General features: G+C 63.4%; 10 protein-coding genes. 9 read left to right on the top strand and 1 reads right to left on the bottom strand.

What is annotated here, in order from left to right; genetic code table 11:
- Window positions 1–349 precede the first annotated feature (349 nt).
- The 9 genes from AB7M16_RS15745 to AB7M16_RS15705 all read left to right on the top strand — a co-directional run bounded on the left by AB7M16_RS15745 (window position 350) and on the right by AB7M16_RS15705 (window position 12,334).
- A complete protein-coding gene (locus AB7M16_RS15745) occupies window positions 350–2,041 on the top strand; it encodes an ABC transporter ATP-binding protein (RefSeq protein WP_453944424.1) in 1,692 nt (563 codons plus the stop codon).
- Complete coding sequence (locus AB7M16_RS15740) at window positions 2,038–3,708, top strand: peptide ABC transporter substrate-binding protein (RefSeq protein WP_453944423.1); 1,671 nt, start codon at window positions 2,038–2,040, stop codon at window positions 3,706–3,708. Before AB7M16_RS15745 ends, AB7M16_RS15740 begins: the two co-directional genes overlap by 4 nt.
- A gap of 59 nt (window positions 3,709–3,767) precedes the next feature.
- Window positions 3,768–4,718, top strand: coding sequence for an ABC transporter permease (locus AB7M16_RS15735; protein WP_453944422.1), 951 nt, complete (start codon window positions 3,768–3,770; stop codon window positions 4,716–4,718).
- Between the two features lie 37 nt (window positions 4,719–4,755).
- Window positions 4,756–5,634, top strand: coding sequence for an ABC transporter permease (locus tag AB7M16_RS15730; protein WP_453944421.1), 879 nt, complete (start codon window positions 4,756–4,758; stop codon window positions 5,632–5,634).
- Between the two features lie 55 nt (window positions 5,635–5,689).
- Entirely contained in the window at window positions 5,690–7,000 is a 1,311-nt protein-coding gene (locus AB7M16_RS15725) for an NAD(P)/FAD-dependent oxidoreductase (RefSeq protein ID WP_453944420.1), read from the top strand.
- Window positions 7,001–7,286: 286 nt separating this feature from the next.
- Entirely contained in the window at window positions 7,287–8,054 is a 768-nt protein-coding gene (locus AB7M16_RS15720; protein ID WP_453947192.1) for a GNAT family N-acetyltransferase, read from the top strand.
- 26 nt (window positions 8,055–8,080) lie between these two features.
- Window positions 8,081–9,259: an alanine racemase gene (locus AB7M16_RS15715; protein ID WP_453947191.1), complete on the top strand. Its 1,179-nt coding sequence runs from the start codon at window positions 8,081–8,083 to the stop codon at window positions 9,257–9,259.
- Between the two features lie 22 nt (window positions 9,260–9,281).
- Complete coding sequence (locus tag AB7M16_RS15710; RefSeq protein ID WP_453947189.1) at window positions 9,282–10,745, top strand: aldehyde dehydrogenase family protein; 1,464 nt, start codon at window positions 9,282–9,284, stop codon at window positions 10,743–10,745.
- A 266-nt stretch (window positions 10,746–11,011) separates the two neighbouring features.
- Entirely contained in the window at window positions 11,012–12,334 is a 1,323-nt protein-coding gene (locus AB7M16_RS15705) for an NAD(P)/FAD-dependent oxidoreductase (protein ID WP_453944419.1), read from the top strand.
- 165 nt (window positions 12,335–12,499) lie between these two features.
- Here AB7M16_RS15705 and AB7M16_RS15700 read toward each other — a convergent pair whose 3' ends face one another.
- Window positions 12,500–13,939, bottom strand: a complete 1,440-nt coding sequence (locus tag AB7M16_RS15700) for an FAD-binding oxidoreductase (RefSeq protein ID WP_453944418.1) — start codon at window positions 13,937–13,939, stop codon at window positions 12,500–12,502.
- Window positions 13,940–13,963 lie beyond the last annotated feature (24 nt).

Genomic DNA, 13,963 nt, shown 5'->3' with positions numbered 1-13,963 from the left:
CTCCGGGGTGATCGACATCGTCAAGATCGGCTGAACCAACCGATCGATGGTCGAAGTTCAAAGAGGCAACTTGCATGAGCCTTGTCCAGGAGCAGGCCTTCGCGGAAGGGATCAAGCCATGAAGGAGCTTCGCTTCGATCGAGGTAGCCGAACGGGTCGGCGCGGCGCTCTGAGCAACGGCTCTTGCTTCTTGCGCGAAGAGGCCTGAACCATGTCGCAGCCTCCAATTAAGGAATGGCAAGTTGAGCGGCGAATTATTGACCTGTCCAAGGAGCGCGGAGGCGCAAGGAGCCGAAGGCGCCGGCCGCAGCAAGATGACGGCACTGGCTTGAAAAAGGAGGATGCTCTCATGGCCTCTGGCATCCAGGTGGCAAGCCCCGTCGATGTCGCGCTGTCGGTGCGCGAACTGACCGTGAGTCTGCCGGAAGGAATGGAGCGGGCATACGCCGTCGAGAACATCTCATTCGATCTGAAACGCGGACAGATTCTCTGTATCATCGGGGAATCCGGATCGGGCAAGTCGGTCACCGCGAATGCGATCATGGGGCTTCTACCGAAAGCGATCCGGGTCTCCTCGGGTGCGATCCACCTGGACGGGATGAACATCGTAGGTCTCTCGCCCAACAAGCTCCGCGGCCTGCGCGGCCGCGTCGTTTCAATGATCTTTCAAGACCCTCTCTCGGCGCTCAACCCGCTGATGACCGTGGGCGCGCAAATCGAGGAGGTGATGGCTGCGCACGACGTTGGAACGCCGGCCTCCCGTCGCAGCAGGGCAATTGACCTGTTGATTGAAGTGGGTCTGCCAGATCCGCAGCTCATGTATCACCAGTATCCATTCCGGCTTTCAGGCGGACAGCGGCAGCGCGTGATGATCGCCATGGCTCTGGCTCTCGAGCCCGCGATCCTGATTGCAGACGAGCCGACCACCGCCCTGGACGTGACGACCCAGGCGCAGATCCTCAAATTGATCCGCGACATTCAACGCCGCAAGGGGATGAGCGTCATGTTCATCACTCATGACTTCGGTGTCGTGGCTGAGATCGCCGATTACGTTGTGGTGATGGAGAAAGGCCATTGCGTGGAGCAGGGCAGTGCCGAGCAGGTGCTGAAGTCGCCCAGCCACCTCTATACGCGCCGCCTGATCGCAGCCGTCCCGCACCTGACCGGCAAAAACCGTGTGCCCTTGGAAGCTGCTGAGCCAGTGGCCATTCTCAAGGTCGAGTGCCTCGCAAAGACCTATCGCAGCGGCAGCGCGCTTTTCCGCACGCAGCGCATCGTGCCTGCGGTCAATGGGGTCAGCTTCGACCTCACGTCGGGCCGCACGCTCGGCGTCGTGGGGGAGAGCGGTTCGGGCAAGTCGTCGCTCGGTCGGCTGCTGATCAAGCTCATGGCGTGCGACAGCGGCTCGATTCTGTTCGAAGGGCGCGACATCGCTGGGCTTTCCGAGGCCGAGTTTCGATCGCTGCGGCCCAGGATCCAGATGATCTTCCAGGATCCCTTTGCCTCGCTGAATCCACGATCGACGGTCGGACATATTCTCACGGTCGGGCCCGTCGCGCATGGGGTGCCATACAGCGAGGCTGCCGAGCGGGCGCGGGAGCTTCTGTCCCATGTCGGCCTCGATTCAGGAGCCTTCGACCGCTATCCGCACGAGTTCTCTGGCGGGCAGCGCCAGCGCATCGGCATCGCGCGGGCGCTGATGTTCAAGCCGAAGCTGCTGATTGCCGACGAAGCCGTCTCCGCGCTCGACGTATCGATCCAGGCCCAGATCTTGAAGCTGCTGGATCAGATTCAGCGCGAGACGGGCGTCTCGATGATCTTCATCACCCATGATCTGCGCGTCGCAAGCCAGATCTGCGATGAAATCGCCGTCATGCATCGAGGACAGATCATTGAGCGCGGACCGCCGTCCCAGATCTTCCTCGACCCGAAATCCAGCTACACCCGAGAACTGGTGGCCGCGATCCCCGGCGAGCAGCCCGGGAACATGCCCCAGGATGAAAGCCGCGTCGGACACCACAGGCAAGGAGAGACGTTATGACCAAGCGTTCTGCGACGACATCGAACTACTCGCGGCGCGATGCCCTGCGCATGGTGGCGATTGGTGGAGCTGCCGGCCTCTTCGCGCCCAATCTCTTGGGCAAGTCGGCCTTCGCGCGTACTTCTTCGGCAAAGCCAACCGGCCGCGTCATCGTCGGACTTGGACAGGAGCCGACCGTTTTCAATCCGCTGATGGCCCACATTGAAGTCGACGATGGCGTGCATTTCTCGGTTTTCGACGCGCTTTTCCGCATCGATCCCCAAGGTGTCATTCAGCCCAACCTCGCCCTGGAAGTGCCGAACCAGAAGAACGGCGGCATTTCGGAAGACGGTCTCAAATGGCGCATTCGTTTGCGTGACGATGTCCGCTGGCACGACGGCAAGCCTTTCAGCGCCGAGGACGTGAAGTTCACGCTCGAACTGATCACGAACCCCAACTTCCGGGCTTGGCGCACGTCCGGTCACACTCTCGTGCGCGACATTACGGTGGTCTCGCCCACGGAGATCTCGTGGCGAATGGAAGAAGCCTTTGCGCCGTATCTGTCGTTCCTCACCGAAACCTTCATCGTGCCCAAGCACATCCTGGAGAAAGAGGCCAATCCGAACAACGCGGCCTTCAACCAGGCGCCGGTCGGCACCGGCGCGTTCAAGTGGGGGAAGCGGGTTGCTGGTGATCATCTCGAGCTCGTGGCCAATACCGAATACTTCGGTGAAGGCCCCCATATCGAGCGGCTGGTCTTCAAATACATTCCCGATCTCACCGTCCTCTACACCCAGTTCAAGAGCGGCGACATCGATCTCGTCGGTCAGCCCTACATCACTCCCGATCACTATGGTGAAGCCAAGACGCTGCCGAACCGCGTGGTGACGCTGGTCCCAAGGGCCTCGTTCGAGTCCTTCTACCTGAACCTCGAGCGCCCGCAGTTCAAGGAACTTGCGGTCCGCGAGGCGCTTTATGCGGCGATCGACAAGGAGGCGATCATCCAGGGGCTCTACTACGGCGTGCCCACTCCGACGGAGACCTTCATGCCGCGGCAGTCCCTCTACTTCAACGCCAATCTGCCGCTGCACCAGTTCGACCTGAATCGCGCGCGCAAGATCCTCGATCAGGCCGGCTGGGCCCCGGGACGGGACGGCATCCGGACCAAGAACGGTGTTCGTCTGTCCTTCACCAATTCGACCACCTCCGGCGATCCGCTGCGCGAGCAGGTGCAGCAGTTCCTGCAGCAAACCTTTGCGCAGCTGGGCGTCGAGATGAAGATATCGAACCTGCCCGCCGCCGTGATGTGGGGCGAGTTCTGGATGCAATCGCAGTTCGATTCCGTGATCGTCGGTAGCTCGTATCTGATCGGCGCCGATCCCGATGTCACCAATCGCCTGCACTCGCGCTCGATCGGAGCCAAGGGCGGCCGCGGCTCGAACAATGCGCAGTTCGCAAATCCGGAAGTCGACGCCCTGCTCGACAAGGGCGCGCGCACCTTCGATCCTGAGGCCCGGCGCGCGATCTACTCTCGCGTCCAGGAACTCGTTCGTCGCGACCTACCGTTCCTTCCGTTGTACCAGAGCAATGCGGTCGAAGGTCTCAAGAAAGGCATCAACGGCTTCGTGCCGAACGGCAATACGCGCACGGAATCCTGGAATGCGCTGGCCTGGTACTGGGCGAGCTGATGTCTTGCCGCCGAACCTGCAAGCCGGCGGCAGCGCTGTCACGCTAACGGAGGGCTCGAATGTCCGCCTTTCTGCTCAATCGTCTCTCGCAGAGCGTCGTGCTGCTGGTGATCGTTTCGATCATCGGCTTCACGGTTCTCAACCTCATGCCTGGCGGTCCTCTCGCGCAATTCGGGCTCGATCCCGGCATGACCCAGAAGGACGTCGAGCGCCTCGCAGCGCAGCTTGGGCTGAACCGACCCCTGTGGCTTCAGTATCTCGACTGGGCCTGGCGACTGATCCGGGGCGACTGGGGACACTCCTTCCGCGATGGCTCTGCGGTGCTGGCGGTGATCGGCCGACATCTGTCGGCGACGCTGCTGCTGATGGGCACGTCCACTGCATTGGCGATCGCGGCCGGCACCTGGATCGGCATCCGCGGTGCTACCCACCGCTACTCCCTGTTCGACTATTGCGCGACGGTGGGTGCCATGGTGGCACTTTCGGTCCCGACGTTCTGGTTCGGCCTCATCGGCATCTACATCTTTACGCTGAAGCTCGGGTGGGTTCCTGCGGGCAACATGTACACGATCGGCGACGGCTCGGTGCTGGATTATCTGCACCATCTGATCTTGCCCAGCCTGGTGCTGTCGCTGGTTCATGTCGCGATCTGGAGCCGCTACATGCGCACGGCGACGCTCGAAGCGCTGAGTCAGGATTTCGTCAAGACCGCCCGCGCCAAGGGCGTGAGCGAACGACGCATCCTGCTGAAGCACGTCGTCGGCAATGCGCTGCTGCCGATGATCACGCTGGCGGGGATGCAATTGCCCAGCATTCTGACCGGCGCATTGGTGACCGAGACTGTCTTCACCTGGCCGGGAATGGGTCGGCTGTTTCTCGATAGTCTCGGTTACAGCGACTATCCCGTCGTGATGGGGCTGCTGATATTCTCGGCCATCCTGGTCGTGTTGGGCAACCTGATCGCAGACATCGTCATCGCCACCTTCGACCCGCGCATTCGCCTGGGCTGAGCCCGCCGGCTCACCCTGTTACCAGGAGGCAGCAGATATGACCGCCATCGTCGTGCACGCAGCTCCTACTCGCTGGTGGCACAGCCGTGCGGTGGCGCGCTTCATGCGCCATCATCTGGCACTCGTCGGGATCGCGATGATCACCCTGCTTGTGCTGGCGTGCGCCATTGGCCCTTATGCCTTACCTTACGACACGCTCCAGATCGATTTGCGCGCCCGCTTTGCGCCACCTCTCACTGGTCACCACTATTTCGGCACCGACCCTTTGGGTCGTGACTTGGCCGCACGGCTATTGACGGCCGGGCGCGTCTCGCTGCTGGTGGGATTCTCCGCGATGCTGCTATCGACGCTGATCGGCACCCTGGTCGGCGTGACCGCAGGCTATCGCGGCGGCTGGGTCGGGGCTGCGCTGATGCGCACGGTGGACGGCTTTCTTTCCTATCCCTCGATCTTCCTCGTGCTGGCGCTGGCCGCAATGCTGCGGCCGAGCCCGGTGATGATCACCGTCATCATAGCGGCCACGAGCTGGATGGAGACCGCCAGAATCGTCGAAGCCGAGGTCCGCTCGCTGCGCGAGCGCGAGTTTGTCCAGGCTGCACGCATGGTGGGACTGAGCCGAAGGCACATCATGTTCCGCGAGGTCCTGCCCAATGCCATCGGCCCAATCATCGTCGCCGCAAGCCTGGCGGTCGCCCGTGCGATTCTTCTGGAAGCCTATATCAGCTTCCTCGGCTACGGCATCCAGCCGCCGCTGCCGAGTTGGGGCAACATGCTCAACGGCGCCCAGCAATATCTGGCGAGCGCTCCATGGCTCGCCATCATTCCCGGCGCCGCGATTACGATCGCGGTGACGAGCTTCAACTTCATCGGCGATGGGTTGCGTGATGCCCTCGACGTTCGAAACGACCATATCTGATCAGCTCGAGCCAAGGCTCGGCTGAACACGACAAGACTTTAGAAAAGCAAACGCCATGCATGCGCCCAGAGTAGACGAGAAGGCGACGCCATACTGGTGGGAAGCCGCCCCGCTGAAGCCGCTGCCTCCGCAACCCTTGCCCACGAAGCTCGACGTGCTGATCGTGGGCGCGGGCTACGCCGGGCTGTCGGCTGGTTTGGTGCTCGCGCGCGAGGGGCGCTCGGTTGCAGCCTTTGATGCAATGGATCCGGGCGAAGGAGCCTCGACGCGCAACGGCGGAATCACCAGCGGATCCATTCGTCCGGATTACGCGGCGCTCACGCGACGGTTTGGTGAAGAGAAGGCGCTGGCGATCGAGGCGGAAGGCAAGGCCGCACGCGAGTTCCTGTACGATTTCATCAAGACGGAAGGCCTCGCCTGCGACTTCCAGCCGGTGGGGCAATTCAAGGGCGCCTTCGGCTATGAGCAATACGAAGCCATGGCGCGCACTGCTGAGAGGCTGGCGAACAAGCTGAAGATCGAGGCTTATGCGGTTCCCTATGCCGAGCAGCGCAAGTACATCGGCACGGATGTCTATCGCGGCGGCACGGTTCGGATGGACATCGGCGGACTGCACCCGGCCAAATTCCACGCCGAGCTGCTGCGTGTCGCGCTGGCTTCGGGATTGGCGGTCCACGCGCGGACGCCGGTGATTTCGATCGAAAGAGATGGTGCCGAATTCCGCGTCGTCACCGCGGCGGGCACGGTGACGGCGCGTCAGGTGCTGGTTTGTACCAACGGCTACACCGATGGTGCCGTGCCCTTCCTGCGCCGCAGATTGGTCCCGGTCCGCAGCCGGATCATTGCAACCGAGGAGCTCGCGCCCGACGTCATGGCGCGGCTGATGCCGAAACGGATGATGATCATCGAGAATCGGGGGGTCGGCTTCTATTACCGACCTTCGCCGGACGGCAAACGCATTCTGCTCGGTGGCCGCGACAGCTCCCGCGTCGGCGATCCAATCGCTCCGAAGCTGCTGCTCCGCAAGGGCCTGGTCAATCTGTTTCCGGAACTGGAGAGCGTTCGCCTCTCGCACAGCTGGTTCGGCAACGTGGCGATGAACCGCGACATGATCCCTCGCATCTTCCAGAAGGACGGCATCGTCTATGCCACCGGCTTTTGCGGCTCGGGCGTGGTTTGGGCCCCATGGATCGGTATGCATGCAGCCCACAAGCTCATGAGGCATGAGGAGCGGGCACGCACGGCTTTCGACTTCCGCCCTCCGGCCTTCATCCCGTTCTATCGTGGGGATCCGTGGTTCATGCCGGCCTTCATCCAGAGCTATCGCATGCGGGACCGGATCGCGTTGTGGCGCGCCAGCCGCTGACAGCAGATTGGTCGTCCTACCGCACAATCCATGAAATCCTGTGCCGAACTTGGCTCCAGTGCGACGCGTAATGCTGTGGGGTGCAAGATAGGCTGCAGATCATGCGAGATCATCGGATAGTCGGTGCCCGTCAGGCATTGGCGATTAGGCCGGCAAACCGAGCAAGAGACGTCGATTCAATATGACAACCGCAGCTTACCAGGCCGATCGTCACGTCAATGAAGACGTGGTCCTGCTTCCATTCGCTAGATCGCACCTGGAGGGCGCCCTGAAGCTCTCGCAGGAGATGTCTTGGCCGTACCGGATCGAGGATTGGGACGTTGCGCTGCAGCTGGGTCATGGGTTTGTTCTGCAGCGCGAGGGGACGGTGATCGGAACCGCGGCGTGGTGGCCATACGGCGAGACTCACGCGTCCGCCGGCATGATCATCGTCGCGAAGGCCGCTCAAGGCCGCGGCTATGGGGCGCGGCTGATGGATGCGTTGCTGGCGTCCGCGCGCCCACGGACCATCGCGTTGAATTCGACGGCCGAAGGCATCACGCTTTATCGCCGCCGCGGTTTTCTGCCGACCGGGATCATCCATCAGCATCAGGGAATTCGACGCCAAAGCCACGAGACGCCGCGATCGGGCCTCCTCAGACCGATGGCCGCATCGGAGTTCGAGGCGATCGCGCGGCTCGACCGCACTGCTACCGGGTTGGAGCGGCGGCAGTTGCTGAATCGGCTGTTCGATAGTGGTGACGGTTATGCCCTGCTGCGTGACGGCATACTTTGCGGCTACGCCATCTCTCGGCTCTTCGGCCGAGGGTATGTCATCGGTCCCGTGGTGGCCGAGAGCCCGACCGATGCACGCGCGCTGATCGAGTTCGCGATCGCGCGGCTCGGGCCTGTCTTCGTCCGGATCGATACTCCGGCCTCCTCGCAGCTCGGGGAATGGCTCGAAAGCATCGGCCTGCAGCAGGTTAGTGATGCCACCACCATGGTGCTGGGGACGCCGGCTGCATGGACTGGACCGGCCCGCATGTTCGGGCTCGCCAACCAGTCATTCGGCTAAGGGATATCGGGATGCTACACGTGGAGATAGACAGGACGGATGTCCCGAACGCCGGGCCGGGCGAGACGGCCGCAACGATTGGTGCGCTGGCAACACCGGCGCTCCTGCTCGACAAGGACCGGCTGGACCGCAATCTGGCGCGCCTGTCCTCTCGTATGGCCCGGCAAGGCGTCGTGCTGCGTCCCCATATGAAGACGGCGAAATCCATTGACGTCGCCCAACGCGTCTATCCATCGGGGGCGGGACCAATCACTGTCTCAACCTTGGCGGAGGCGGAGTACTTCGCGCAGCATGGATTCCGGGACATCACCTATGCCGTGGGTCTGGCGCCCCACACAGCTGGAAGAGCGATGCGTCTGCGCAAAGCAGGCATCGACCTCAAGGTGCTGCTCGATTCGCCGGAGCAGGCGATCATCCTCGGCGCGGCCGCTCGTGCCGCCGGCGTAGCGCCGTCTGCTTTCATCGAAATCGACTGCGACGGTCACCGTGGCGGGCTGACCGCTGAGGATCCCAAGCTCATCGCCGTCGCGGCCGCCGTGGCCAAGGCCGGCGTCGACCTCGTAGGCATTCTCACCCATGCCGGCGAATCCTACGGCCTCAGCACGCCCGCGGCCCTTGTCGCGGCTGCGGAAAACGAGAGGGCCGTGGCCGTCGCTGCGGCGGAGAGGTTGCGCGCGGCGGGGCATGAGTGCCCGGTCGTCAGCGTCGGCTCGACGCCGACCGCCCATTTTGCCGAAGACCTGACCGGCGTCACGGAAATGCGAGCCGGCGTCTACATGTTCTTTGATCTGGTGATGCACGGTGTCGGTGTCTGCACCACCGACGACATCGCGATCTCTGTGCTCGCCACCGTGATCGGCAAGAAGCCCGAGAAGGGCTGGATCCTGGTCGATGCCGGGTGGATGGCGCTGTCGCGCGACCGCGGCACCGCGGCGCAGCGGGTCGACCAGGGATACGGTCTGGTCTGCGACGTGGCCGGCAAAGTCTTTCCTGACCTGATCGTTTCGCAAGCGAGCCAGGAGCACGGGATCCTCGCCGTCAGACCCGGGTCGGCGCAGGCTTTGCCCAATCTTCCGATCGGCGCGAAGGTCCGCATCCGGCCCAATCACGCCTGTGCGACGGCGTCGCAACACGAACTGTACAACGCCGTCTCCGCCGGCAGCGACGCGATCGCAGCGCGATGGCCACGGATGCGCGGCTGGTAGGTTGTCGAAAGGATCGCTTCCAATGACCTCTCCCCTTCGACACCTGACGGAAGCCGGCTTCCTCGGAAAATTCTACATCGACGGAGGATGGCGGAAGCCGGTCGGATCAGTCGTGGCAGCAGCAACCGTCGTCAATCCGGCGACGGAGCAGCCGATCGCCGACGTCGCGCTCGGCGATGACGATGATGTGGACTGCGCCATAGGAGCTGCCAGACGAGCCTTCGCAGGCTGGTCCATGACACCGCCTGCTGACCGAGCGGTGCTGCTCGACCGGATTCACGGTTTGCTGCTCCAGCGGCTGGAGTTGTTCGCGCAGGCGCTCACGTGCGAGATGGGAGCTGCCATCACCTATGCGCGTCGAGCCCAGGTGCCGCTGGCTGCCGAACATATTCGTGTCGCTCGCGACAATCTCGCGAATTATCAGTTCATCGCCGCGCGCGGCAGCACGGCGATCATGCGCGAGGCGATCGGTGTCTGCGGTCTCATCACCCCCTGGAACTGGCCTCTCTACCAGATCACAGCCAAGGTCGGTCCCGCGCTCGCAGCCGGTTGCACGGTGGTGTTGAAGCCGAGCGAATTATCGCCGCTGAGCGCCTTGCTATTCGCTGAGGTGATGGACGATGCCGGCTGTCCGCCCGGCGTCTTCAACCTCGTCAATGGAACGGGTCCGATCGTCGGCGCTCGTCTGGCGTCGCATCCGCAGGTAGACATGATCTCGATCACCGGCTCGACCCGGGCCGGCGTTCTCGTCGCGCAGGCCGCGGCGCCCACTGTCAAGCGTGTCGCCCAGGAGCTCGGCGGCAAGTCGCCGAACATTATTCTGCCGGACGCCGATCTCAGCCGTGCTATTCCGCTCGGCGTCGGCGCCGCCTTCCGTAATCTCGGCCAATCCTGCAGCGCTCCGACGCGCATGCTCGTGCCTCGCTCACACATGAAAGAGGTCGAGACCTCGGCGGCAGTGGCCGCTTCAGAGCTAGTGGTCGGCGATCCGCTTGGGGAAAGCACGACCCATGGCCCGATCGCCAACCGGCCGCAGTTCGAGCGCGTGCAGACCATGATCGGTGTCGGCCTGGATGAAGGCGCCAAGCTCGTCATCGGCGGGCCCGGGAGGCCCCGCAACCTTCAGATTGGTTTCTATGCGCGGCCGACCATCTTCTCGAACGTCCGTTGCGACATGAGGATCGCGCAGGAGGAGATCTTCGGCCCGGTGCTGTCGATCATTCCCTACGATACCGTGGACGAAGCGATCGCGATCGCCAATGACACCGTCTACGGACTCGGCGCCCATGTGCAGGGCACCGATATGGAGACGGTGCGGGCCGTCGCCAGGCGGATCCAGTCGGGTCAAGTGCATCTCAACCATCCCCACTGGGACCCCAACGCACCTTTTGGCGGCTACAAGCGCTCCGGCAACGGACGCGAATACGGCCGTGAGGGCATGGAGGAGTATTTGGAGACCAAGGCCGTCCTCGGATTTTACCGATGAAGGCCAGCGATCTACTGGAGCAATCGATGCAGATCGGGGAATTTCCGAGGGCCACAAGCGCGCTCCAGCGGACGGGCAGGTCCCGCCGCCTTCCGCCGAACTGGGACTGGTCGGGCCTGAGCAGCCCGTATCATTCAAGCGGCCAAAAACCCGAACATCTTGCGAAGCCCGAGATGATTTCAGCACATTCTATTGCGCGCACGATGCGATGATGGGCTGATCGGGACTTCGCTTTCGTATTCCCGGCAGCCGAGGTTCGTTGAAACATGTCGCCCCACGTCGAGCGCATTCACAGCGATGAGCGTCTTCCGGCCGCGGCCGACGTCGTCATCGTCGGCGGCGGCATCCTCGGCTCTACGGCCGCCTATTACCTGGCGAAGCGCGGCCTCTCTGTGGCGCTGCTCGAGAAGGGCCACGTGGCCTGTGAGCAATCGAGCCGAAACTGGGGTTGGTGCCGCCAGCAGAACCGCGACCGGCGCGAACTGCCGCTCTCGGTGATCTCCATGCGGCTATGGGACGAGCTCACGCGCGATATCAATCGGGACCTCGGATTTCGGCGCTGCGGTCTCGTCTATGCGACTCACGACGAGGCTGTGCTCGCCGGCTGGGAAAGGTGGCGCGAGGTCGCCAGGGAGTACGACGTCGACACCCGCGTGCTGAGCCGGGCGGAGGTGGCCGAGCGCGTCCCCGAAGCGCGCGACAGCTGGGTCGGCGGGACCTATTCGGAGCGGGACGGCAAGGCCGAACCTGCGCTCGCCGCGCCGGCTATCGCCGAGGGGGCCAGAACTCTGGGCGCCACAATCCACCAGGAATGCGCTGCGCGGGGGCTCGACCTGGCCAACGGCAAGATCGCGGGCGTTCAGACGGAGAAGGGCTATATCAGAACCAGCGCGGTGCTGTGCGCCGCCGGCGCCTGGTCGTCGCGCTTGCTTCGGCCGCTCGGGATCAGCTTCCCCCAGGCGAGCATCCGTCAGACCGCGCTGCGTTCTACCCCGACAATCAACATAGGCGAGGCGGTCTCCACTCCCTACTGCACGATCACGCGCCGACTGGACGGCAGCTATACGCTTGCGATCAGCGGCAAGGCGAACCTCGAAATCACGCCCCAGGCGATCCGATACAGCCGGGAATTCATGCCGCAGTTCTTGCGTCGGCTGAAGAACGTCAGGCTCGGCGTTGGCCGATCGTTCGTTTCGGGACCGGATTCGATGTCGGCGCTGCTGACCGACGACGATCGGATCTTCGAGCAGAATCGCGTGCTGGATCCACCGCCCTTGAAATGGCTGGTGAGCCAAGTGGTGGAGAGTGTCCGGAAAACCTTCCCCCAACTCGGGGAAATCAAGATCGATAGCGCCTGGGGCGGCTTCGTCGATTGCACGCCCGATGCAGTGCCTGTTGTGTCGCAGGTGGACGGGGTGAAGGGCCTCGTCCTCGCAGCGGGCTGCTCGGGTCACGGCTTCGGTCTGGGCCCAGGGCTCGGCTATCTGGCCGCACAGCTCGTCGTCAACGACACGCCTTGCGTCGATCCCGCACCGTTCCGGCTGTCGCGTCTGACCGACGGCTCGAAGCTGGATATCTCCGCGATCTGAGATCGAGCCGGAAGTCAGGCCCTGCAGTCCCTAAGGAGCGTTTCCTCCCCAACTCGAGCCACTCCTTCGGAGTGGCTCTTTCTTTATGGACACAAGACGATTTGGCTGATCGAGGTGCATCGAAGCCCACCGTTTGGAAAGCATCGCCAGCTCGCGGCCCATGGTTCAACGGACAGACTTCTCTCCCAACGGGCGAACGACCGCGCCGGCGTTCATGATGTCCGCCGGATCAAAGGCAGTCTTGATCCGGCGCATCGCCGCGATACGCCCGACATCGCCGTACCGCTCCAGAAGGTGCTTCTTGAAACGACCGACGCCGTGCTCCGCGCTGAACGTGCCGCCGAGCGCCGCGGCCGTGTCGTAGAGTTGCAGCGAGAGGCTGCTTTCGATCCGCCTGGTGAATTCGAGCCGGTCGACATCGCGAGGAACGAGCACGTTGTAGTGCAGATTGCCGTCGCCCACATGGCCGTAGACGGACAGTTCAAGGTCGGCATCATACGATCGCACCTGCGAGCCGGCCAGATCCAGGAAGCGCTGAATGGAGGAAAGCGGCACCGAGATGTCGTGCTTGACGGATCCGTTCCGGCGCTTCTCGCCCTCGGGGATGGTCTTGCGGAGCCGCCACATCGCGGTCCGCTGTGATCCGCTCTGCGCCAGCAATGCGTCATCGATCCAGCCGGACTCGATCGCCTCGGCCAGAACGGCTTCCATCAGTTCGTCCAGATCGATATGCCGTGAGGAAGAGGCGATCTCGACGAGGACGGCGCCTGCTGGGCTTGTTCGAAGGGAGGGCGGGTCGGTCATTGCTTCGGTCGCGAGCGCGATGGATCTGGCCGCCATGAATTCGAACGTGGTCAGCAGGTCTGCGGATTCGCGGCGGACCAATGCGAGAAGCTCGGCGAGCGGTGCCCCGTTCGCGAGCTTCAGCCAGGCAGTCGCGCGACGGGTCGGCAAGGGCGCGAGACGCAACACTGCGCCGGTGACGATGCCGAGAGTCCCCTCGCTTCCGACGAAGCACTGCTTGACGTCGTAGCCGGTGTTGTTCTTCCGCAGCTTGCGCATGTCGGAGACGACCGTGCCGTCCGCCAGGACCGCCTCGATCCCGAGCAGCAGATCGCGCGTCATCCCGTACCTGACGACTGACAGCCCGCCGGCGTTCGTGCCGATGTTGCCCCCGATCCGGCAACTGCCTTCCGCGCCGAGGCTGAGCGGCAACAGAAGGCCGGCAGCCGCCGCGGCGTCCTGTACGTTCTTCAGGATGGCGCCGCCATCGACAGAGATGCTCATGGACACGGGATCGATTTCGCGGATCCTGTCCATCCGCTCGAGGCTCACGATAATCTGGCGTCCGGATGCGTCCGGCGTAGCGCCGCCGCAATAGCTGGTGTTGCCGCCTTGCGGAACGATTCCGATCCCGTGGTGCGCCGCCAGCCGTACCACGTCAGCGACTTGCTGTGTCGTAGCCGGCTTCAGCACGGCAAACGTCGACCCCGTGAAGAGCTGGCGTTGATCCGTTGTGTAGGTAGCGATCCCCTCTGGGTCGTCAACGACACCTCGGTCGCCTACAAGGTCGCGAAAGGCCCGAACGTGTACTGACTGGGACATGCTCAGCTCCCGATTGGCATCGGG

The sequence above is a fragment of the Bradyrhizobium sp. USDA 372 genome, from assembly GCF_053629095.1.
Note: the sequence above shows the minus strand (reverse complement) of the source record. Positions and strands in the feature narration are given on the sequence as shown.

Bases quoted from the DNA above. Each gene is read 5' to 3' on its own strand.
- AB7M16_RS15745 (WP_453944424.1), top strand. From the start codon at position 350: ATGGCCTCTGGCATCCAGGTGGCAAGCCCCGTCGATGTCGCGCTGTCG.
- AB7M16_RS15740 (WP_453944423.1), top strand. From the start codon at position 2,038: ATGACCAAGCGTTCTGCGACGACATCGAACTACTCGCGGCGCGATGCC.
- AB7M16_RS15735 (WP_453944422.1), top strand. From the start codon at position 3,768: ATGTCCGCCTTTCTGCTCAATCGTCTCTCGCAGAGCGTCGTGCTGCTG.
- AB7M16_RS15730 (WP_453944421.1), top strand. From the start codon at position 4,756: ATGACCGCCATCGTCGTGCACGCAGCTCCTACTCGCTGGTGGCACAGC.
- AB7M16_RS15725 (WP_453944420.1), top strand. From the start codon at position 5,690: ATGCATGCGCCCAGAGTAGACGAGAAGGCGACGCCATACTGGTGGGAA.
- AB7M16_RS15720 (WP_453947192.1), top strand. From the start codon at position 7,287: ATGTCTTGGCCGTACCGGATCGAGGATTGGGACGTTGCGCTGCAGCTG.
- AB7M16_RS15710 (WP_453947189.1), top strand. From the start codon at position 9,282: ATGACCTCTCCCCTTCGACACCTGACGGAAGCCGGCTTCCTCGGAAAA.
- AB7M16_RS15705 (WP_453944419.1), top strand. From the start codon at position 11,012: ATGTCGCCCCACGTCGAGCGCATTCACAGCGATGAGCGTCTTCCGGCC.
- AB7M16_RS15700 (WP_453944418.1), bottom strand. From the start codon at position 13,939: ATGTCCCAGTCAGTACACGTTCGGGCCTTTCGCGACCTTGTAGGCGAC.